Source organism: Nonomuraea cavernae, assembly GCF_040655715.1.
Classification (GTDB): Bacteria; Actinomycetota; Actinomycetes; order Streptosporangiales; family Streptosporangiaceae; genus Nonomuraea; species Nonomuraea cavernae_A.
Window position 1 is genome coordinate 22,296 of the sequence record NZ_JBFAKL010000011.1, and the last position, 19,928, is coordinate 42,223.

At 71.1% G+C, this 19,928-nt stretch carries 20 protein-coding genes; 7 read left to right on the forward strand and 13 right to left on the reverse strand.

Annotated features, from left to right (window positions below; translation table 11 throughout):
* The first annotated feature begins 124 nt into the window (after nucleotides 1-124).
* The 3 genes from AB0I38_RS17960 to AB0I38_RS17970 all read left to right on the forward strand — a co-directional run bounded on the left by AB0I38_RS17960 (nucleotide 125) and on the right by AB0I38_RS17970 (nucleotide 2,970).
* Nucleotides 125-538 (forward strand): hypothetical protein, encoded by a 414-nt coding sequence (locus AB0I38_RS17960; RefSeq protein ID WP_358468604.1) that lies wholly within the window; start codon nucleotides 125-127, stop codon nucleotides 536-538.
* A 108-nt stretch (nucleotides 539-646) separates the two neighbouring features.
* Nucleotides 647-1,735: a PLP-dependent cysteine synthase family protein gene (locus AB0I38_RS17965; RefSeq protein WP_358468607.1), complete on the forward strand. Its 1,089-nt coding sequence runs from the start codon at nucleotides 647-649 to the stop codon at nucleotides 1,733-1,735.
* The gene (locus AB0I38_RS17970; protein WP_358468610.1) at nucleotides 1,729-2,970 is read left to right on the forward strand and encodes an MFS transporter; all 1,242 of its coding nucleotides are present in this window, start codon (nucleotides 1,729-1,731) and stop codon (nucleotides 2,968-2,970) included. The genes AB0I38_RS17965 and AB0I38_RS17970 overlap by 7 nt, the downstream gene beginning before the upstream one ends.
* 47 nt (nucleotides 2,971-3,017) lie before the next feature.
* Here the strand turns inward: AB0I38_RS17970 and AB0I38_RS17975 are convergent, their stop codons facing one another.
* Nucleotides 3,018-3,608, reverse strand: a complete 591-nt coding sequence (locus tag AB0I38_RS17975) for a phytase (RefSeq protein WP_358468613.1) — start codon at nucleotides 3,606-3,608, stop codon at nucleotides 3,018-3,020.
* 259 nt (nucleotides 3,609-3,867) lie between these two features.
* Here AB0I38_RS17975 and AB0I38_RS17980 point away from each other — a divergent pair, with 259 nt between their 5' ends.
* The 3 genes from AB0I38_RS17980 to AB0I38_RS17990 all read left to right on the forward strand — a co-directional run bounded on the left by AB0I38_RS17980 (nucleotide 3,868) and on the right by AB0I38_RS17990 (nucleotide 6,392).
* Nucleotides 3,868-4,671, forward strand: a complete 804-nt coding sequence (locus AB0I38_RS17980) for an inositol monophosphatase family protein (RefSeq protein WP_358468616.1) — start codon at nucleotides 3,868-3,870, stop codon at nucleotides 4,669-4,671.
* Entirely contained in the window at nucleotides 4,668-5,447 is a 780-nt protein-coding gene (locus AB0I38_RS17985) for an HAD family hydrolase (protein ID WP_358468619.1), read from the forward strand. The genes AB0I38_RS17980 and AB0I38_RS17985 overlap by 4 nt, the downstream gene beginning before the upstream one ends.
* 90 nt (nucleotides 5,448-5,537) lie before the next feature.
* The gene (locus tag AB0I38_RS17990; protein WP_358468622.1) at nucleotides 5,538-6,392 is read left to right on the forward strand and encodes an MOSC domain-containing protein; all 855 of its coding nucleotides are present in this window, start codon (nucleotides 5,538-5,540) and stop codon (nucleotides 6,390-6,392) included.
* Between the two features lie 88 nt (nucleotides 6,393-6,480).
* Here AB0I38_RS17990 and AB0I38_RS17995 read toward each other — a convergent pair whose 3' ends face one another.
* From AB0I38_RS17995 to AB0I38_RS18035, 9 genes are all read right to left on the reverse strand, one after another.
* Nucleotides 6,481-7,413 (reverse strand): LLM class flavin-dependent oxidoreductase, encoded by a 933-nt coding sequence (locus AB0I38_RS17995; protein WP_358468625.1) that lies wholly within the window; start codon nucleotides 7,411-7,413, stop codon nucleotides 6,481-6,483.
* A gap of 109 nt (nucleotides 7,414-7,522) precedes the next feature.
* Nucleotides 7,523-8,083: a cysteine hydrolase family protein gene (locus AB0I38_RS18000; RefSeq protein ID WP_358468627.1), complete on the reverse strand. Its 561-nt coding sequence runs from the start codon at nucleotides 8,081-8,083 to the stop codon at nucleotides 7,523-7,525.
* A 203-nt stretch (nucleotides 8,084-8,286) separates the two neighbouring features.
* The gene (locus AB0I38_RS18005; RefSeq protein WP_358468631.1) at nucleotides 8,287-9,156 is read right to left on the reverse strand and encodes a hypothetical protein; all 870 of its coding nucleotides are present in this window, start codon (nucleotides 9,154-9,156) and stop codon (nucleotides 8,287-8,289) included.
* Between the two features lies 1 nt (nucleotide 9,157).
* The gene (locus tag AB0I38_RS18010) at nucleotides 9,158-9,658 is read right to left on the reverse strand and encodes a SigE family RNA polymerase sigma factor (protein WP_358468633.1); all 501 of its coding nucleotides are present in this window, start codon (nucleotides 9,656-9,658) and stop codon (nucleotides 9,158-9,160) included.
* A 131-nt stretch (nucleotides 9,659-9,789) separates the two neighbouring features.
* On the reverse strand, nucleotides 9,790-10,431 hold the full coding sequence (locus AB0I38_RS18015; protein WP_358468635.1) for a response regulator transcription factor: 642 nt from the start codon (nucleotides 10,429-10,431) through the stop codon (nucleotides 9,790-9,792).
* Nucleotides 10,424-11,587, reverse strand: a complete 1,164-nt coding sequence (locus tag AB0I38_RS18020; protein WP_358468637.1) for a sensor histidine kinase — start codon at nucleotides 11,585-11,587, stop codon at nucleotides 10,424-10,426. The genes AB0I38_RS18015 and AB0I38_RS18020 overlap by 8 nt, the downstream gene beginning before the upstream one ends.
* A 3-nt stretch (nucleotides 11,588-11,590) precedes the next feature.
* A complete protein-coding gene (locus tag AB0I38_RS18025; RefSeq protein WP_358468640.1) occupies nucleotides 11,591-12,286 on the reverse strand; it encodes an ABC transporter permease in 696 nt (231 codons plus the stop codon).
* 41 nt (nucleotides 12,287-12,327) lie between these two features.
* Entirely contained in the window at nucleotides 12,328-13,239 is a 912-nt protein-coding gene (locus tag AB0I38_RS18030) for an ABC transporter ATP-binding protein (RefSeq protein WP_358468643.1), read from the reverse strand.
* A gap of 159 nt (nucleotides 13,240-13,398) precedes the next feature.
* Nucleotides 13,399-13,806 carry a VOC family protein gene (locus AB0I38_RS18035; protein WP_358468646.1) on the reverse strand — a complete coding sequence of 136 codons (408 nt, stop codon included), beginning with the start codon at nucleotides 13,804-13,806 and terminating at the stop codon, nucleotides 13,399-13,401.
* Between the two features lie 84 nt (nucleotides 13,807-13,890).
* Between AB0I38_RS18035 and AB0I38_RS18040 the strand changes: the two genes are divergently transcribed.
* The gene (locus AB0I38_RS18040) at nucleotides 13,891-14,475 is read left to right on the forward strand and encodes a TetR/AcrR family transcriptional regulator (RefSeq protein WP_358469174.1); all 585 of its coding nucleotides are present in this window, start codon (nucleotides 13,891-13,893) and stop codon (nucleotides 14,473-14,475) included.
* A gap of 22 nt (nucleotides 14,476-14,497) precedes the next feature.
* On the opposite strand, the gene AB0I38_RS18045 is transcribed toward AB0I38_RS18040, so the two are convergent.
* The 3 genes from AB0I38_RS18045 to AB0I38_RS18055 all read right to left on the reverse strand — a co-directional run bounded on the left by AB0I38_RS18045 (nucleotide 14,498) and on the right by AB0I38_RS18055 (nucleotide 19,894).
* Entirely contained in the window at nucleotides 14,498-15,859 is a 1,362-nt protein-coding gene (locus AB0I38_RS18045; protein WP_358468649.1) for a V-type ATP synthase subunit B, read from the reverse strand.
* 127 nt (nucleotides 15,860-15,986) lie between these two features.
* Nucleotides 15,987-18,656 carry a formate dehydrogenase subunit alpha gene (gene fdhF / locus AB0I38_RS18050; RefSeq protein ID WP_358468652.1) on the reverse strand — a complete coding sequence of 890 codons (2,670 nt, stop codon included), beginning with the start codon at nucleotides 18,654-18,656 and terminating at the stop codon, nucleotides 15,987-15,989.
* Nucleotides 18,653-19,894 (reverse strand): NADH-ubiquinone oxidoreductase-F iron-sulfur binding region domain-containing protein, encoded by a 1,242-nt coding sequence (locus AB0I38_RS18055; RefSeq protein ID WP_436838756.1) that lies wholly within the window; start codon nucleotides 19,892-19,894, stop codon nucleotides 18,653-18,655. The genes fdhF and AB0I38_RS18055 overlap by 4 nt, the downstream gene beginning before the upstream one ends.
* Between the last annotated feature and the right edge of the window lie 34 nt (nucleotides 19,895-19,928).

The window sequence follows — 19,928 nt, forward strand, 5'->3', positions numbered from 1 at the left end:
CAAATAACGAAATGCATCATTTCATCCGGAAATATGATGATTAAGAGGTGAGTGTGTCTTTTCTTGGCGAAGTTCTTTATCCTCGGGACGCGCCTCCCGCTCGCCGCCGGGCATCATCCTGGACGTGTTCGCCACACGATCATCGTATTTCCGGCACTCGGCCGGCTCCTTCGTCCGGGCACTCGGGAATGCGCTGATCGCCCTGTCCCTGCTGACCTGCGCGCTGTTCACGCACGGCGGAGCGTGCGCGGCGCTGATCATCTCGGAGGCCGGGCACGCCCAGCACGCGGCGGACCCGTCCACGGCCGACGGCCCGCGAGGAGACTCCTGCTCGCACGGCCAGTTGCCCTCGGAGCACCGCCATGGAGCGGAGCCCGACGTCGCGCCCTCCATGATCCCTGATCCGGATATGCCGGGCACGCTGGACAGCTTGACGGTCCATTCCGCTGTCGCCGTACACCTGAATGCGCGCTCACGGCACCGGCACTCCCATCAATCACCGACAATTCCGCCAGATTCTCGTGTGATGCGCATATAGCCGGAAATATGCCGCCTTCGCGATAAAACGCAGGCGGCACATCATCGGCCATGTTCACGACGGGAGACCGGATTCCGGGTTCCGTCAACCACATCGGGGACTGCACCAATGACACCGCGCTACTCGACGGCACAGGCGCCCCGCGCCACGTATCCGTCACTCGGCCTCACCGTCGGCAACACACCGCTGACCCACATCCGCGAACCCGACGCCCAGGAAGGCCGGGGCTTCTGGGCCAAGCTGGAAGGGTTCAACCCGGGCGGCATCAAGGACCGCCCGGCCCTGCACATGATCCGCCAGGCCCGCGCCCGGGGCGAGCTCAAACCGGGCGGCACGATCGTCGAGTCCACCAGCGGCACCCTCGGGCTCGGCCTGGCCCTGGCCGGCATCGTCTTCGGCCACCGGGTGGTCCTGGTGACCGACCCCGGCATGGAGCCGCTCATGTGCCGGCTGCTGGCGTCGTACGGCGCGCAGCTGGAAACGGTGCCCCGGCCGCACCCGGTGGGCGGCTGGCAGGAGGCCCGCCGGCTGCGCGTGGCGGAGCTGATGAGCCAGCTCCCCGACGCCTACTGCCCCGACCAGTATCACAACCCCGACAACGTCGGCGCCTACGCCGGGCTGGCCCACGAACTGCTCGGCCGGCTCGCGCGGATCGACGTGCTGGTCTGCTCGGTCGGCACCGGCGGACACAGCGCGGGCATCTCCCAGGTGCTCTACCAGCACTTTCCGCACCTGAAGCTGGTGGGCGTCGACACGGTCGGCTCGACCATCTTCGGCCAGCCGGCCCGGCCGCGGCTGATGCGCGGCCTCGGCAGCAGCATCTACCCGCGCAACGTCGCCTACGACGCCTTCGACGAGGTGCACTGGGTCAACGCGGGCGAGGCCGTGCACACCTGCCGCGCCCTGGCCGCCCGGCAGTACGTCTCCGGCGGCTGGAGCACCGGCGCGGTCGCGCTCGTGGCCGGCTGGCTGGCCCGCACCGGCCCGGCCGACCGGCAGATCGTGGCCGTCTTCCCCGACGGTCCGTGGAGATACTGGAACACGATCTACGACGACGACTACTGCCGGGCCAACTCCCTGCTCGGTACCGTGCCCGAGGACGAGCCCGACCTGATGGAGACGCCCACCGAGCGCGAGGCGCGCCGCTGGACCCGCTGCGTCAACGTGGTCGACCCGCTGGAGGCGGGAGGGTGCTGAGCACGCTGCGGGAGTTTCGCTCCTTCGACCGGTCCGTCCAGGTGCTGCAGATCAACCAGGTCGGCATCAACCTCGGCTTCTACATGCTGATGCCGTATCTCGCCCAGCATCTGGCCTCGGGCGCGGGCCTGGCGACGTGGGCGATCGGGCTCGTCCTGGGGCTGCGCAACCTCAGCCAGCAGGGCATGTTCCTGGTCGGCGGCACCCTGTCGGACCGGCTCGGGCCCAAGCCGATGATCATGGCGGGCTGCGCGCTGCGCACGGTCGGCTTCGCGCTGTTCGGGCTGACGACCTCGCTGCCCGTGCTCATCCTCGCGGCGGTGCTGACGGGCCTGGCCGGGGCGCTGTTCAACCCGGCGGCCCGCGCCTGCCTGGCCCGCGAGGCCGGGGAGCGCAAGGTGGCCGCGTTCGCCGTGTTCAGCGCGTTCTACCAGGGCGGCATCCTGCTCGGCCCGATCGTCGGCGTGCTCCTCCTGGGCACCGGTTTCACCGCCGTGTGCCTGTCCGCCGCAGCGATCTTCGCGGCGCTGACCGTGCTCCAGTGGAGGTATCTACCCGGCGGGCGCGGCGTGGCGGCCGGGCAGCCGGTGTCGCGGGACTGGCGGCAGGCGTTCGGCGACCGGGCGTTCGTCTCCTTCGCGGCGGCGATGATCGCCTCTTACGGGCTGTCGTACCAGATGTACCTCGGGCTGCCGCTGGAGGTGCAGCGCGTCGGCGGCGGCGAGTGGGGCGTGACGGCGCTCTACGTGATCTCGGCGCTGCTCGGCATCGCCGGGCAGGTACGCCTGACCGCGTGGTGCGCCGCCCGCTGGACCAGGGGCCAGGCGATCACGCGTGGCCTGGGGCTCATGGGGCTGGCGTTCCTGCCGATGGCGCTGGCGGCGCACCTGCCCCTGCCCGCCCCGTGGGCCATGGCGCCCGTGGCCGGATGCGCGGTCCTGCTCACGATGGGCACCCTGATGGCCTTCCCCTTCGAGATGGCGCTGATCGCCGACATGGCGGGAGACCGGCTGGTCGGCACCTACTACGGGCTCTACAACCTGCTGTCCGGGGTGGGCATCCTGGCCGGCAACCTGGTGGCCGGCGCCCTGGTGGACGTGGCCCGCGGCTCCGGCTGGCCCGGCCTGCCATGGGCGCTGCTCGCCGTGGCCGGCCTGGCCTCGGCGGGAGCCGTCCGGCGCCTGGAGCGGCGCGACCGGCTGGCCGGGGCCGGTCAGGTGCCCGCCACCTCGTGACCCGGAACGCTCGGCGGGGTGTTCTCCGCCGAGCGTCCCGTCACGGGTCAGTCGCGGGGGTCCCAGCCGTCTGTGTCCACGTCCAGGTCCAGCTCGCCGGCGATGGCGTCCCACTTGGTGAACTTGAAGTTCGTGTTCTCCCGGTCGGCCACGGCGGGAGTGTTCTCGCCGTCGTGCGCGATGAACACCCCTTCGTCGAAGTCGCCCAACGGCACGTTCAGCACGGTCGAGCCGTCGCTGTGCTCGACACCGTCGACGCCGTCGAGCTCCCCGACGCGGAACTGGCCGAGGTAGGCGTTGGCGCCCTCCTTGCGGTAGACGGCGAAGGTGTTGTCACCCTGGCTGGAGGCGAGCAGGTAGCCCTTGCGGTCGTCTCGGTAGTAGATGGTGAGGCCCTCGGCGTCGGCCGTCAGGCGCCGGCCGCCGTAGCCGGGGTCGGCTCCGGGCGTGCACTCCTCGGTCTCGGGGTCGTACGTGCCGGGCACGCCGAACTCGCGGACCTTGTCGAAGAGCACCGGCGTGCCCGTGAGGTCGGCGCGCATCCGCCAGATGCCGACGTCCTCCTGGGCGGCGTAGAGCACGTCGGTCTGCTGGTCCACGACCATGCCCTCGACCTGCGCGAGCTCGTCGGGCTCCATGCACGGGGTCCAGGTCTGGCCGTTCGGCAGGGTGAACGACGCGGGCAGGGTCAGTGTCCTGACGACCTGGTAGCCGACCTTGCCGGCCGGCTTGGCGACGAGCTTGACCAGGGCGACCGAGGTCTTGTGCCGGCGCCCAGGTGGGAGCCACGATTCTGATGGTCTCCCGGAGTACGGACAAGATCCCTTACAAGGTACGGCAGAGCCCTCAGGCGACCGTCGAGGATCCGCGCGGCCTTCTGAACCTCCTGGAGGAGACATGGACCTGAGCGGCTCGCGTGAGCTGGCGGCCATCGCGTCCGAAGCGGCCAGATCGGTCGGCGACCTGCTGAGGGGCGCCTTCCGCTCCAGACCGGCGGTCCAGACCAAGCGCGACTTCCACGACCCGGTGACCGAGCACGACAAGGCGGCCGAGGAGCGCATCCGGGAGGTCCTGACCCGCCTGTGCCCCGGCAGCGTGGTGGAGGGAGAGGAGGACGGAGTGCGAGGCGAGGGCGACCTCCGCTGGTACGTCGACCCCATCGACGGCACCGCGAACTTCGCCGCCGGTCTGCCGTTCTTCTGCACCTCGATCGGGGTGGCGGTGGACGGCGCGGTGGTGGCCGGCGTCATCTACGACCCCGTCCGCGACGACGAGTTCACCGCCTCGCTCGACGGCGCCTTCTGCAACGGGGAGCCGATCCACAGCCGCGGCGCGCGCGCGGACCGGGAGGCGGTGCTGCTGTCGAGCTATCCCACCCCGCGCGATCTCGCCGCGGAGGGCGACGCGGCCCTGCGCAGGTTCGGCCGGATGGTCAACGCCTTCGCCAGCACCCGCCGTCCGGGGAGCGCGGCGCTGAAACTGGCGCACGTCGCGGCCGGCTGGTCCGACGTCGCGTACGGCACGTACGTCAACCCCTGGGACGTGGCGGCCGGTTCGCTGCTGGTCGAGCAGGCGGGGGGCGTCTACATCCCGCTGTCCGGCAGCGTCTTCACGCCCGGCGGCTATCTGGCCTGCGTGGGCGGTTTCGACCTCGCGGGGTCCGTGATGGCCGAGGTCGCCACGGTACGGAGCGCCTCGTGATCCGCTGGATCGTCACCGACCTGGACGGCACCCTCGTCGGGCGCGACCTGGCCATGGTGCCGGCCAGCCGCGAGGCGCTGCGCCGCTTCCTGGCCTCGGGTGGAGAGGTGTTCATCGCGACCGGACGGATGGAGGCGTCGGCCCGTCCCTTCTACGACGAGCTGGGCCTTTCCGGGGAGGCGATCCTCTACAACGGCGCCCGGACCGTCGACCTCGGCACCGGATCCGTGACGCGCTCGCACCACCTGCCCCCGGCCGCCTGGAAGTCACTGCTCGGCCTGTTCGACGATCTTCCACGCGGCGTCCATCCGGTGGCGTTCTCCGGTGGGGAGGCCCTGGCGACGCACGACGTGCCCGAACTGCGGCGGTTCGCCGAGCGGGACGGGATCCGGCTGCGGCATCCGGGCGACTGGTCCAGCCTGCCGCCCGGCGGGATCACCAAGTGCATGCTGATCGGAGCCCTCCTCCCAAGCCTGGACATTCCGGACACGACCATCGTCCAGTCCGAGGCCACGTACCTGGAAGTGCTGCCCCCGGGCGCGACCAAGGGCGCGGCGCTGCTCGAACTGGCCGCGTCCCGAGGCGTGCCGCTGGCGCAGATCGCGGCCATCGGCGACAACCCCAACGACCTCGACATGATCACCACCGCCGGGCTCGGGGTCGCGGTCGGGGACGGCCACCCCGACGTCCGGGCGGCGGCCGACGTGGTCGTCGGCGCCTGCGCGGACGGGGCCGTGGCCGATCTGGTGGAGCTGGCCCTGTCGCGGTCCCCGTGAATTCACGAAGGGTCCGAACCTGACGAGTTCACGTCAGATTTCGCCTCGGTTCCTGGTTCCGGCGCCGGTTCGGTCTCTAATGTGCAAGCCATGCACCCCGACCTGCCAGGTGGAGCGACGGCCGTCGTCACCGACCTGATCTCCTATCCCGTCAAGGGATGCGCCGGCATCTCGGTGACCGAGACGCTCGTGACGGCGGCCGGCCTCGCGCACGACCGCAGCTTCATGGTGGTCGGCGAGGACGGCGTGTTCCGCAGCCAGCGACGCGATCCGCGACTCGCCACCATCCGCCCCACGATCGACGGCGACCGGCTCACGCTCCGGGCGCCGGGCTTCGAGGCGCTGACCGTCGAGGTGGACGTGCGTGGCGCCCGGCGCGACGTGCTGATGTTCGGCGACCCGTACCAGGGGATCGACCAGGGGCGGGCCGCGGCCGAGTGGCTGTCCGACGTGCTGGGCGCACCGAGCAGGCTGGTACGGGTGCCGCCCGAGCACGATCGGGTGACCGGCGGCTGGATCCCGGGCAGGCCCGGCTACGCCGACAGCGGCGCGGTGCACCTCGTCTCCGAGGCCACCCTCGCCCTGCTCAACCAGCGGCTTCCCGACGGCGACGCGGCGCTGCCGATGGCCCGCTTCCGTCCCAACATCGTGATCGACGGATGGACGCGACCGCACCGGGAGGACGCGGTCCGGCGGTTGCGCGTCGGCGACACCGCGCTCGGCTACGCCAAGCTCGCCATCCGATGCGCCGTCACCATGGTCGACCAGGAAAGCGGCGGCAAGGCGGGGCCAGAGCCCATCCGCACCCTCGCCACCTATCGCCGCACACCAGGCGGCGGAGTCGCGTTCGGCGTGAAACTCTCCGTCGTACGGCCCGGCAAGCTCGCCCTCGGCGACGAGGTCGTCGTCGAGTCCTGGGGCGAGCCGGAGCTCCAGGCGCCGTGAGTCACACCCCTGCCGCGCGGTCCCGGACCGCACCTTCCCGGACGGCGGCGAACAGGGCGCCGGGGGTGGTGGTCCCCCGGTGAAGCGCTCAGGTCGACCGGCGGAGCAGGCTCCGGACCTCCGCCAGCAGATCGACCTGAGCCCGCCAGTCACCGCCCGAGATCCCGATGACCGCGTGCCGCGCCCCGGCGTCGCAATAGGCGGCCAGCCTCTCGGCTGCCTTCTCCGGATGGCCGGTGAGCGGGATCTCGGCGACCTCCTCCAGCGGGCGACCATAGGCACTCGCGATGCCCGAGGCGATCTCCTCCCGGGACGGAAGACCTGGCCCGGCTCCCAGAGCGCCGGCACCTCCGATCGCGATGACCGGCACGGGCCGGCCGTGCTCGACGGCCAGCTCGGCGAGCCGCGCCCCGCCCTTGGCGACCTCGGCGGGGGAGATCAGGGAGGGGAACCAGCCGTCGCCCAGCCGCGCCGCCCGCCGGATCGCCACGCCGGAGGCGTTGCCCACCCACACCGGCGGCATCGCCACGGCGGGCGCCAGCTCGACGACCGGCTCCCCCGGCTCGTCCCGCAGCCGGGTCTCTTCGCCCGTCAGCAATCGGGGAAGCAGCTCAAGAGCGGTGTCGGTGCGCCCGCCGCGCTCACCGTAGGGCACTCCGGCGGCGGCCCACTGCGCGGGCCCGCCACCCGAGCCCACTCCCAGCACGAGGCGGTCGCGGGACACGTACTGCAGGGTCGCGATCTGCTTGGCGACCCAGGCGACGGGCCTGATCGCGGGAACGAACACGCTGGTGCCGATCCTGACCCGGCCGGTGGCCGCGGCGGCGGTGGCCAGGGCGATCGACACGTCCAGCACCGGCCCGCCGACTGCCAGATGGTCGCCGTGCCACACACCGTCCAGCCCGGCGTCTTCGGCATGCCGAGCGGCCTTTCCCAGGTCGATGCCGTCCCGGCGCTGGACGGCGATCCCGGGCAGGATGACGCCGATCTCGAAGCTCTCCATGGTCACAGCGTGCGACATCAACCCAGGTTGAGGTCAACGTGCGGGTCCGGGCCCGAGTGCGCCTGAGGGGCGGCCGCTACCGCGTGACCGAGGCGCGGCCGTTGCCGCCGGCCGTGTGGCACAGCGGTCAGGACGTGCCGCCGAAGTCGACTTCCTTGGTCTCGACCGTCCCGGCCGTCCGCCCCGGCGCCGCCTGGAAACGCCAGTAGAGGTTGGTGTGCGCGATGACCTGCTCCACCGGAGGCGCCCCCCAGGCCGTCTTGTCCTGGGCCGTGTGCGCGTCGCCGACCAGGATCGCGTCGTATCCCCTGGTGAACGCGCCATGCAGCGTCGAGCGGACGCACACATCGGTCTCCGCGCCGACGACGACGAGCCGGCCGACCCCGAGATCCGACAGCACGGTCTCAAGGGTGGTGCCCTCGAAGGAGTCGCCGTAGGACTTCTCGACGAGCGGTTCGGCGTCGCCCGGAGCCAACTCGGGAACGATCCGCCACTCGTCGCTCCCCCGCACGAACTCCTCGTCGTTGTGCTGCACCCAGACGACCGGGATCCCTTCGCGCCGCGCCGTCTCGACCAGGCCGCCAATGTTCGCGACGACCGCGTCGCGCCCGTGAGCGCCCTCGACGACGGCGTTCTGCACGTCGACCACGAGCAGTGCGGTGTTCGGGCGGTTCTCGAGGGTGGTCATGGTCTCCCCTTGTTCGCGATGACTCCGGTGCCCACTCACCGTAGACGCCCTCACCGACAACGAGCCGGGTGGCGAGGCGTCCCGCCGGAGCCATCGGCCCGGCCCAGCTGCACTGTCGGCGCCGGCTCACCCAGACGGCACTGTCAGCACATCGGCCCGGCCCAGCGGCGCTGTCAGCACATCGGCCCGGCCCAGGCGGCTCGTCACTCCTGGCGTCCCAACGGGCCGTAGGCCACGTCCTTCTCCTGCCGTAGGACCTCGCCTCGCGTGCCGTACGCGGTCACCGTGACCGGTGGCGAGTCCAAGATCATGAGCGGCTCGCCCAGCGCGTCCTCGCGTCCGAGTGGATCCGGGGCCGACTTCCCGGGCACCCGGGCGATGAAGAACCCGTTGGTCACCCGCGCGTCCGTTCGCCTCCCGTCCGCCCAGTCGATCTCGACCCGGCGCACCTCGGCGGTCACCCGGCCGGCCACGACCCGGTAGTTCTCATTCCTCTGGAGCCGTTCCGGCCCCACAGCGTACCTATGCGTGTGCGAGGTGTAGGCGTCCACCCGGAGATCGCCTGAGATGTCCGGCAGATTCCCCGGGGCCTTGAATCCCCAGTAGGTGAATACCGCAAGCTCCGCGAACTCGGGCTGCGTGGTCGGCGTACAAAGGACGAAGCCGGACTCGCTGCCGATCAGAGCGGTCGACCCGCCCTTGTCCCGGTACTCCGCCAGCAGCCGGAAGTCCTGCACGGCGCCGTGCTCGGAGATGCGCCGCTCGCCGTCCATGCTGTGGACCGGCCCCCCCTTCGGCATGCACTCACGGACGGCCCGCAGTTGCTCGGGGGTGTTGTCCGGCAACGTCGCCACTCCCGCCGCCGTGTGCCCGCCGGGTCCGCCGAAGGCGCCCGTGACCAGTACCGCGACCACCGAGGCGGCCGCCACGAGTCCGGCGAGCGACCACGACAGGCGCCGTCGCCGGATCAAGCCGGCCCGTGCCCGCCTGACGTAGGCGAGCGCGTCCACGGGTCCCGCCTCCTCGGCCATCAGTCGCAACTCTCTGGCGATCCGCTGTTCGTCGACGGTCATCTCAGGCCTCCAGGGTGATGGTCTCGCCGACCAGCTGGCGCAACCGGGCGACGGCTTGGTGGGTCTGGCTGCGCACGGTCCCCACCGAGCAGCCCATGATCTTGGCGACCTCGGACTCCGGGAGGTCCTCGTAGTAGCGCAACACCAGGACCGCCCGCTTACGCGCGGGCAGCGAACGCAGCGCCTGGGCCAGGGTGAGGCGCGTGTCGACCTCACCGGTCCGGTCATGCGCGACGCGTTCGGGGGGCGTCTGGACCACGCGTTCCCGGCCCCAGCGCGGACTTCGCCAGCGACCGACCTGTTCGCGGTACATGACCCGGCGCACGTACGCCTCCGGGCTGTCGCGGATCCGCCGCCAGTGCGCGGCGGTCTTGGTCAGCGCCGTCTGCAGCAGGTCCTCGGCGGTGTGCTGGTCGTTGGTCAGGACGTAGGCGAGCCTGATCAGACTGTCGGAGCGGGTGGCGACGAACTCGGTGAAATCTCGATGCTGATCGGGGTGCACAAGGTTCTCCTCGGGTCTCATCCGCTTAGATGCGGACAAGCCCGTGGATCTATGGCGTCGACCTCGGACTCGCCGCTCATCCGGACGACGCCCGAGCGGGCTGCCGCGGGATCGCGTGGCGCCCTACCCGGTCAGTCACGCTCCAGGTCGAGCAGCCCGCGCCGGAAGGCGACGGCGACGGCCGCCGCGCGATCGTTGACGCCGAGTTTCGTGTAGATGTGCAGCAGGTGCGACTTGACCGTGGCCTCGCTGATGAACAGCCGTGCGGCCACTTCGCGGTTGGTGGTGCCCTGGGCGACGAGGTCCAGGATCTCCAGCTCCCGCGCGCTCAGCGGCTCAGCCGGCGCGCGCACCTGCCCGAGCAGGCGGGTCGCGACCGACGGGGAGAGCACGGCCTCGCCCCGCGCCGCCGTACGGACGGCCCGGACGAGCTCGTCGCGCTGGGTGTCCTTGAGGAGGTAGCCGGTGGCCCCCGCCTCGACGGCGGGCAGGACGTCCTTGTCGGTGTCGTACGTGGTGAGGACCAGGACTCGGGCCGCGATCCCGAGCCGGGCGAGTTCCTTGATGGCCCTGACGCCGTCCATGTTCGGCATGCGGAGATCCATCAGGATCACGTCCGGGTCGAGTGCCCGCGCCAGGTCGACGGCCTGCGCGCCGTCGCTTGCTTCGGCGAGCACCTCGAAGCCCGGGTCGCCGGCGAACATGCCGCGGATGCCGTCGCGGACGATGGGATGGTCGTCGGCGATCAGCAGCCTGATCGGACGTTCAGCCACGCGCCACCGCCGGAACACTGGCGGAGATGGCGGTCCCGCCGCCCGGTTCTGACTCGATCTCCAGCGTGCCCGCCAGGCGGCTCACCCGCTTGCGCATCGACGTCAACCCGAAGCCGCCGCCGTCATGGACACGCTCGGGGTCGAATCCGGCGCCGTCGTCGCGCACGTCCAGGGTGACCACATCCTCCATGTACGACAGGGTCAGCCCGACCCGCGACGGGCCCGCGTGCTTGGCCGCGTTGGCCAGGGCCTCCTGCGCCGTGCGGAGCAAGGTCTCCTCCACCTCGGGATGTATGGGACGGACCGTACCAGTCGTGGTGAAGTCGGCCCGCACCGCGTTGAGCTCGCCCCACCGGGCCACGACCTCGCGCAGCGCCTCGGGCAGCGGCGCCGCCTCCAGCTCGCCCGGCCCGACCGCGTGAACGGAGCGCCGGGCCTCGGCCAGGCTCTCCCGCGCCAGCCGTACGGCGTTGTCCACGTGCCGCCGCCAGTCGTCGGCCCGCTTCGCCGCCTGGAGTTGGGTGATGATGCCGGTCAGGCCCTGCGCCAGGGTGTCGTGGATCTCCCCCGCCATGCGCTGGCGCTCGTCCAGCACGCCCGCCTCCCGCGCCTGGAGCAGCAACTGGGCATGGAGACCGGCGTTCTCCCGCATCGTCTCCTCGAGCTGCGCCACCATCCGCGTCCGCTCGTCGCTGCGCGCGGCCGTGATCTCACCGACGAAGCTGAACAGGCCGACCCCGGCCACGATGGCGGCGATGAAGAGCAGATTGGTGAGGATCCCGGACAGGGTCAGGTCCGGCGGCCCGCCGTTGTAGGTCATGACACTGATCGCCGCCGTGGCGGTCACCCCGGCGAACCGCCACTTCCCCTTCAGGTACTGCCACGAGTGCAGGTAGCCGGTGAACCCGAAGAAAGTGGCGAACCATACCCCCTGCGTACAGAGCACTCCGATCACCACCACGAGCCCGGCCACGTAGACCGCGCCTCGCGGCACCAGCCAGATCCAGGCGGCGGCCATCCCGGCCAGAGCGACGGGCTCCCACGACCAGCCGTCCGTGAGGAGGAACAACGCCGTGGAGATCACCAGCAGGACGTACGGAGCGGCCGCCAGCTGGCGTTCCAGAAGCCGTTCCCACCGGTCGAGCTGCCCCGTCATACTTCACTCCCAGCGGAAGAATCTGGCCGCGGCGATGCTGATGACCAGCGCGTACGCTGCCATCACCGCCAAGAGCAGCGGATCGGGGGCGCCACCCGCCCAGACGTCCTGCAGGCTCTGCCGGAAAGCGCCCATAGGGGTGAATTCGCCGACACTGGCCAAGATAACCGGCATCTGCTCCTTTGGCTGCATCAGCCCGGCGAGGAAGGCCATCGGAAAGTACAACAGGACACCCCACCCGTTGGCGGTCCGCCCGTTCGGAGCCAGAGCCGCGATGAGCAGCCCGATGGCGAACATCGCCGCCGTGCCGAGCAGGAACACCACCGCGACCAGCAGCCCCCGGGAGGGCAGGTGAGCCCCCAGCACCGTGCCCGCGACGGTCATCAGCAGGCCACAGGCGAGCACCGCGAGGACGAGCTGCAGGAGCAACTGCACGACCAGCATGCTCGCCGGACGCACCGGGGTGGCTGAGAGCCGGCGCAGGATGCCCCGCTCGCGATAGGTGGCCAGAGTGGTGGGCAGCAGGTAGAGCCCCACGAGCCCCACGGCGATGGCCAGCGCCATCGGCAGCAGCACGGTGTCACCCGGTTCGAGGGAGCTCCCGAAGACCACCAGGATGAACAGCGGGATGAGCAGCGAGAACATCGCCCCCGGCTCCCTGGTCAGCAGCTTCAGTTCGACGACGGTCAGCTTGGTCATGATTGTCTCCGTCAGTGTGTGGAGCCGAACGAACGGCCGGGTCAGTTTGTGGAGCCGAACGAACGGCCGGTGAGAGCGACGAAGGCGTCGTCGAGAGTGCGCTTGTCGATGCGCAGATCGCTGACCAGGATGTGGTGCCGGGCGAGCGACGCGGTGACGGCCGTGGCGAAATCGCCCCGGCCGGTGACGACCACCCGGTTTCCGGTCCTGCTCACCCCGGTCACGCCGGGCAGCTCGCCCAGCTCGACCAGGTCGCCGCTCACCAGCGTGAACCTCATGTGATGCTCGGCGTCGCCCCCGCCGATCAACCCGTCCGGGGTGTCGATCGCGACGACCCGGCCACTGTCGAAGACGGCGACCCGGTCGCAGAGCTCCTCCACCTCGTCCATGAAATGGCTGACCAGCACCACCGTCACGCCGCTCTCCCGGACCCGCTTGATCAGCTCCCAGGTCGTACGGCGGGCCTGCGGGTCGAGCCCCGTGGTCAGCTCGTCGAGAAAGGCCACCCGCGGATCGCCGACCAGCGCCAGGGCGATGAACAACCGCTGCTTCTGGCCACCCGACAACTTCCCGAAGCGGGCGTCGCGCTTGTCGGCCAGCCCCCACTCCTCCAGCAACTGCCTCCAGTCGCGCGGCCTGGCGTAGAAGGAGGCATAGAGGTCCAGCGCCTCCCACACCTTGATGTTCTCCGGCAACTGCGTGTGCTGGAGCTGCACCCCGATCCGCTCCCGCAGTTCCCGCCCATCCTTGACCGGATCCAGCCCCAGCACTCTGACCGACCCGGCATCAGGCCGCCGCAGCCCCTCCACACATTCCACGGCGGTGGTCTTGCCGGCGCCGTTGGGCCCGAGGATGCCGAAGATCTCGCCCTCCTCCACGGAGAACGACATCCCGTCCAGAACCGTCAGCTCTCTGTACCGCTTGCGAAGGTCGGTGACCTCGATGACTGCCATGGCTCAAGCATCTTCCGCCCGGCTCTCAGGCGAATCGGCCCGTCAGCCACGATCCTCCCGGTATGCGGCTGACCCAAGAATCCACCGATCGGTTGATGCCACGGATGTCCTTCGCAGCCCCGTGGCCGACGATCCGCGGCCCTGATCGCCTGCTCGCCGTCAGACGGGCGTGTACTGCGCGGCGTACTCCTCGGACGGGGCGATCGGCGTGATGACGTCGATCAGCACGCCGTTGGGGTCCGGCACGATGAAGTGCCGCTGGCCGAAGTCCTCGTCGCGCAGCGGCAGCTCCGGGACCAGCCCTTCGCCGACGACCAGGCGCTCCCACTCGGCGTCGACGTCGGCCACCTCGACGTTGAGCAGCAGTCCCGCGACCGGCCGCCGGTAGGCCTGCGGCAGGGTCGGATGAGTGTGGTCGAGCAGCGCCAGCTCGTGGGAGCCGCGGCGCAGGCTCACGTACCAGTCGGCTTCGAACGTCACCTCGAAGGCGAACAGCCGCACGTAGAAGTCCTTTGATTCGGCCACCTTGGCCGTGCAGATCACCGGATAGAAGCTGCTCAGGTCCATGACGATCCCCTTCCTTTCACATACCAGCGGTATGCGACGGTATGCTAGTTCGCGTACCATTGGTATGTCAAAGTGGGTGATGTGGTGACCAGAGCGGAGCAGAGGGAGCGCACCAGACGGACACTGGTCGCCGAGAGCAGGCGCCTGTTCGCCGCCAAGGGCTACGCGGCGGTGGGTCTGGCGGAGATCGTGCGCGAGTCCGGAGTGACCAAAGGAGCGCTCTACCACCATTTCGAGGGCAAGGCCGACCTCTTCCGCGCCGTCCTCGAACAGGTCCAGCAGGAGGTGGCGGCGCGGGTCGTCGCGGCGGCCGAGGCGGCGGGAGATCCGTGGGGCCGGTTCAAGGCCGGGTGCGCGGCCTTCGTGACCGCGGGCGCCGATCCGGAGATCCAGCGGATCATGTTGATCGACGGGCCGGCGGTGCTCGGCTGGAACGACTGGCGGGCGATGGACGAGGACGCCTCGGCCGAACACCTGGCCGAAGCGCTCGCCGACCTCGTCGCGAACGGGACGATCCCCGACCAGCCGATCGCGCCGCTGACCCGGCTGCTGTCGGGAGCGATGAACGAAGCGGCCCTGTGGCTGGCCCAGACCGCCACCCCCGGCGACCTGACCGCCACGCTGGCGGCGCTGTCGCGCCTGCTGGAGTCCTTGCGCGCGCCATTTTGAGCATCCGGCGTGGTCGGCCGCGTCACCGGCCGCTGCTACGGCGCGCGCGATCGATGTCAGCTCGCTCCATCTCATCCAGCACGGAGACCACCTGCCAGGCCCGTTCGGACGTCTCCTCCACGGGGCGAACCTCGTCGGGCCGCTGGGCCAGCAGGCGCGTTCGGAAGGCCTCCGCCATGGCCAGGTAGCGGCGGTCGGCCGGGCTCAGCGCGCTCTCCCCCACCACGTCGGCGAGTTCGCCGGCCTGCCGGGCGCGGGACAGCCCCGCCTGGATCTGCGCGGCCAGGTCCAGATGCTCGGGCCGGGTCCGTCCCGCACCGACCCCCGCACGCATCATCCGGGAGAGGGACGACAGTGGATCGATGTGCGGGTACGAGGTCACCTCGCGGCTCAGCAGAATCTGGCCTTCGGTGATGTATCCGGTGAGGTCGGGCACGGGATGGGTGATGTCTCCGGCGGGCATGCTCAGCACCGGCAGCACGGTGACGGAGCCGGGCTGTCCCCGGATACGGCCGCACCGCTCGTAGATGGAGGCCAGGTCACTGTAGAGGTAACCGGGATAGGCCCGGCGGGCCGGAATCTCGCCGCGAGCGGTGGACACCTCGCGCAGCGCCCCGAAGTAGCTCGTCATGTCGGCCAGCACGACGAGAACGTGACGGCGCAGGACGAACGCCAGATGCTCGGCCACGGTCAGCGCTATCCGCGGCGTGAGCAGCCGTTCGATCACGGGGTCGCCGGCGAGGTTGAGCAGCACCGTCAACTCCGCGGCCGACGAACGCGTCTCCAGGATGCCGCGCACCGTCCCCGCGTCGCCATGGGTCAGTCCCATGGCGGCGAAGATCACGCTGAACGGCGCGCCACCGGTGTGGGCCTGGGCTGCGACCTGGGCGGCGAACTCCAGGTGGGGCAGGCCGCTTTCGGCGAAGACGGCCATCTTCTGGCCGCGGACCAAGGTGGTCAGCGCGTCGACGGCGGAGACTCCGGTGATCACGGGTTCGGCGGGAGGTTCTCGCACCGTGGGATTCATCGGGAAGCCGGCCACGGGGGCACTGTCGTCGCCGAAGATCGGCGGGCCGCCGTCCAGCGGCCGGCCGCGCCCGTTGCAGACGCGTCCCTGCCATCCGGCCCCGACCTGGATGCGCAGCGGGCTCCCCGTGAAGGTGACCCGGGTCGCCTCCGCCCTGAGTCCTCCGGTGCCCTCAAGGACCTGGACGACGACGAGATCGCGATCGACGTCCAGGACGAGGCCGTGCCTGCGCTCACCCGACTCCAGCGTGATCGTGGCGTACTCGTCCCAGCCGACGTTCTGGGTGCCCTGGACGACGATGACAGGTCCGCGTAGCTCGGCCACGTCGGTGTATTCGATCGGAGCCCACGTCGTCACCGCAGCATCTCCAGATCGTTCAGCACGGTGTCGCGTCGCGCCTCGACCTCTTCCTCCGGCGCCTCCTTGGCGCGCAAGATGGGAGAGAAGTCGCGGCCGTATGTTGGCCAGGCTGTGAACCGACGGGTCAGCCCTGCGCGCCGCGCAGGCGTACGGCGGTGACCTTGTACTCCGGGCATGAGGTCACGGTGTCGGCGTGCTCGGAGGTGAGGGCGTTCGCCCGGCTGGACGGGAAGTGGAAGGTACAGAAGAGCTGGCCCGGCGCGACCTCCTCGGTGATCCGTGCCGGAAGCGTGGCCTGCCCGTGCCGGCTTTCGACCAGCACCAGGTCGCCGTCGTGCACGGCATGACGGGCGGCGTCGGCGGGGTGCAGGTCGATGTGATCCGAGGGCGCGAGCTCGATGGTGCCGGACCGCCTGGTCATGTTGCCGGAGTTGTAGTGCGCCCACCGGCGGCCGGTGATCAGGATCAGGGGATAGTCGTCGTCAGGGCTTTCACCCGGCGGCAGGTAGGGGCGGGCGGCCAGCCGCGCCAGCCCGTCCGGCGTGGCGAATCCGTCCAGGTAGAGCCTGGCCTCCCCGGGATGTTCGGGATCGGGGCACGGCCAGGGGATGGCGCCTTCGCGATCCAGCCGCTGGTGCGATATCCCGGCGAACACCGGCGCCACCCGGCCGCATTCGGCCAGTGCCTCGGCGGGGGTCGGGCAGCCCAGGCCGGCGCCGTAGGCGGCGGCGACCGCGTGCACGATGGCGAAGTCCGTGCGTGCCTGGCCGGGCGGAGCCAGAGCGGGCCGTACGCGCTGGAAGCGCCGGTCGAAGTTGACGAAGGTGCCGTCCTTCTCCAGCCAGGACGCGGCGGGCAGGACCACGTCGGCGTGGCGGGCGGTCTCGGACAGGAACAACTCCTGGCTGATGACCAGTGGGCAGGATTCCAGCGCCTCGACGACCCGGTTGGTGTCGGGGTCGGTGGCGCACACGTCCTCCCCGATGATCCACAGCACCCGCAGGGCCCCTGAGCGTGCCGCCGCGAACATCCGCGGGATGCGCAGGCCGTCGTGGTCGGGCAGCCGGGTGCCCCACACCCGCTCGGCCCGCCCGCGCGCGACGCGGTCGGTGATCCGGCCGTAGCCGGGCAGCAGATCGGGCAGGGCGCCCATGTCGGAGGCCCCCTGGACGTTGTTCTGCCCTCTGAGGGGGTTCACGCCGAACCCGTGGCCGGCGCCGACCGCGCCGCGCAGGATCGCCAGGTTCGCAAGGGTACGAACGCCGTCGGTGCCGTGCAGGTGCTCGGTCACGCCGAGCCCGTAGACGATGGCCGGCCGCTCGGCCATCCCGTACAGACGCGCCGCCGCGACCAGATCCTCGGCGGGCACGCCGGTGATCGAGGCCACCCGGTCGGGCGGGTAGCCGGCGAGTACCGCGGTCGCCTCCGGCAGCCCACTGGCGCGCTGCCGCAGGAATTCCTCATCGACCAGGCCGTGCGTGAGCAGCACGTGGGCGAGTCCGTTGAACAGGGCGACGTTGGTCCCCGGGCGGGGCCGCAGGTGCACGTCGGCGTAGCCCGCGAGCCCGACGGCCCGAGGGTCGATGACGACCAGCCGCGTGCCGTGCAGCACCCGCTGGAGCAGCCGCGCCCCGACGACCGGGTGCGCCTCGATGGGGTTCGCGCCCACCACGAGCAGGCAGTCGGCGCGCTCCACGTCCTCGAAGGCGTCGGTGCCGCCGGACAGGCCGAACGCGGCGGTCAGTCCGGCGGCGGACGGGGAGTGGCACAGTCGCGAGCAGTTGTCGACGTTGTTGGTGCCGATGACGACTCGCATGAACTTCTGGATCAGGTAGTTCTCCTCGTTGGTGGCCCTGGCCGAGGTGATCGCCGCCACCGCGTCAGGGCCCGCCTCGGTCACCGCGGCCCGCAGCCCGCGGGCGATGTGGGCGAGCGCCTCGTCCCAGCTCACAGGCTCCAGGCCGGAACGGCGGCGCAGCAGCGGCTGCGTGATCCGCTCAGGAGAGCGCAGGAACCCGTGGGCGAAGCGGCCCTTGACGCACGCGTGCCCCCGGTTGACCGGGCCGTCCGCGGCCGGGCGCACCGCGGCGACCTCACCCTCACGGGTCAGCACGTCGAGCGCGCAGCCGACGCCGCAGTATCCGCAGGTGGTACGCGTGCGGGTGAACGTGGCCAGGTGAGTGCCGATCGGCAGCCCCGGTTCGGTGAGAGCGCCGGTGGGGCAGCTGTCCACGCAGCCTCCGCACGCGACGCAATCCGAGTCGGCCCAGGGGCCACCGGTGCCGGGCGCGACCACCGTTTCCGAGCCGCGCCCCACCAGCGTGAGCGCGAACGTGCCCTGGACCTCGGCGCACATGCGCACGCAGCGACCGCAGGCGATGCACAGATCCCGGTCGAGATGAACGAACGGATGAGAGTGGTCCACGCCCCTGCCGGCACCGCCTTGAGCGGCTTCCGGCCCGATGCCCAGGTCTCGGCATACCCGAGCCAGCTCCCCATCCCCCTCCAGCGCCCGCGGCGGAAGCGCCGAGACGATCACCTCCACGGCGTCATGGCGCAACCGGCGCAGGTCTTCTTCCTCGACACTCACCTGGGCGCCGTCAACCGCGGGGGTCACACAGGCCGCGACGACTCGCCCGTCGAGCCGTACCAGACAGGCCCGGCAGGAGCCGACGGGCGTCAGCCGCTCGTCATGGCAGAGCGTGGGCAGGTCGACACCCGCCGCGCGTAGCGCCAGCAGCACCGAAGCCTCTTCCGGGAGATCGACGACGGCGCCCTCCACGGTCACCCTCATCCGCACCACCCCCGCAAACGATCTCCGTAGGCGCGGACCAGGCTCCGCACCGCCTGCGGCAGCCGGCGACCGAACGCACACAGGCTGGCCTCGCTCATGACGTTCAGCATGCGGGTGTAGGAGTCACCCGGCGGGACGCCGGACCTGGCCTGCTCCAGCCCGCGACGGGAGCCGACCCGGCATGGCGAGCAGGCGCCGCAGCTCTCCGCCGCGGCGAACTCCCACACGTGCCGCAGCACGTCCAGCGGCTCCAGCCGCTGCTCGACGGCCACCAACCCGGCATGCCCCAGCGCGGCGCCGTAACCCGCCAGCCCCGCCTCCGTGAGCGGCACATCAAGATCCTCTTCTGCCAGGAACCCACCCAGCGGGCCGCCGACCTGCAGCACACCGAGCTCGGCCCCCTCCCGCAGGCCGCCGCCCAACTCGGTGACGATCCACCGCACCGGCACGCCGAGCTCGACCTCGTAGCAGCCGGGCCGGGCGAACCGCTCCGACAGGCAGACCAGCTTCGTACCGGTCTCGCCGGGCACGCCCCGGCGGGCGTAGGCCCCGCCGCCGCGGCTGACGATCCACGGCACCGCGGCCAGCGTCTCGACGTTGTTGACCACCGTCGGCGCACCCCACAGCCCCTGGTCCGTCGGGTACGGCGGGCGCGCCCGCGCACAGCCACGGCCGCCTTCCAACCCCGCGATCAGCGCCGTCTCCTCGCCCGCGACGTAGGAACCGGCGCCGGCCACCACCTCCACATCCAGATCCACGTCGCTGCCGTGCACCCTTCGGCCCAGGTGTCCGTCAGCGCGCGCCTGCTCCACGGCCTGCCGCATCGCCGCCAGCGCCCGCGGATACTCCGAACGCACCAGCATCAGACCACGGCGGGCCCCGCAGGCGAAGCAGGCCAGCGCCAGCCCTTCCAGCACCCGCGCCGGATCGAGCTCCATCAGCAACCGGTCGGCGTACGAGCCGGGATCACCCTCGTCGCCGTTGGCGATCACCACCGTGTCCGGAGAGCCGCCGGCCGCCGCCCACTTGGCCGCCACGGGAAAGCCCGCGCCGCCCCGGCCACGCAATCCTGAGGCCCCGACACGCGACCGCACCCACTCCGGCGAGCGCCGGCCGACAATCTCCACCCAGGTCCGCCACGCGGCTTCACCTGCCACGATCCCTGCCAGCACGACCGTGTCCCCGGTGGCGTCAGACACCGGGATCGGCGGTGCCTGCGGCCGCACCCGTCCGGCCACCTGGTCGGCGACGTCCGGGCCGACACAGGGGGTC

What these genes read in the sequence shown, in the direction of transcription:
- AB0I38_RS18005 (WP_358468631.1), bottom strand. Translation starts at nt 9,156, where the DNA reads ATGACCGTCGACGAACAGCGGATCGCCAGAGAGTTGCGACTGATGGCC.
- AB0I38_RS18035 (WP_358468646.1), bottom strand. Translation starts at nt 13,806, where the DNA reads ATGGACCTGAGCAGCTTCTATCCGGTGATCTGCACGGCCAAGGTGGCC.
- AB0I38_RS18020 (WP_358468637.1), bottom strand. Translation starts at nt 11,587, where the DNA reads ATGACGGGGCAGCTCGACCGGTGGGAACGGCTTCTGGAACGCCAGCTG.
- fdhF (WP_358468652.1), bottom strand. Translation starts at nt 18,656, where the DNA reads ATGAGGGTGACCGTGGAGGGCGCCGTCGTCGATCTCCCGGAAGAGGCT.
- AB0I38_RS17995 (WP_358468625.1), bottom strand. Translation starts at nt 7,413, where the DNA reads ATGTCGCACGCTGTGACCATGGAGAGCTTCGAGATCGGCGTCATCCTG.
- AB0I38_RS18030 (WP_358468643.1), bottom strand. Translation starts at nt 13,239, where the DNA reads ATGGCAGTCATCGAGGTCACCGACCTTCGCAAGCGGTACAGAGAGCTG.
- AB0I38_RS17975 (WP_358468613.1), bottom strand. Translation starts at nt 3,608, where the DNA reads ATGGAGCCCGACGAGCTCGCGCAGGTCGAGGGCATGGTCGTGGACCAG.
- AB0I38_RS18025 (WP_358468640.1), bottom strand. Translation starts at nt 12,286, where the DNA reads ATGACCAAGCTGACCGTCGTCGAACTGAAGCTGCTGACCAGGGAGCCG.
- AB0I38_RS17990 (WP_358468622.1), top strand. Translation starts at nt 5,538, where the DNA reads ATGCACCCCGACCTGCCAGGTGGAGCGACGGCCGTCGTCACCGACCTG.
- AB0I38_RS18000 (WP_358468627.1), bottom strand. Translation starts at nt 8,083, where the DNA reads ATGACCACCCTCGAGAACCGCCCGAACACCGCACTGCTCGTGGTCGAC.
- AB0I38_RS17965 (WP_358468607.1), top strand. Translation starts at nt 647, where the DNA reads ATGACACCGCGCTACTCGACGGCACAGGCGCCCCGCGCCACGTATCCG.
- AB0I38_RS17980 (WP_358468616.1), top strand. Translation starts at nt 3,868, where the DNA reads ATGGACCTGAGCGGCTCGCGTGAGCTGGCGGCCATCGCGTCCGAAGCG.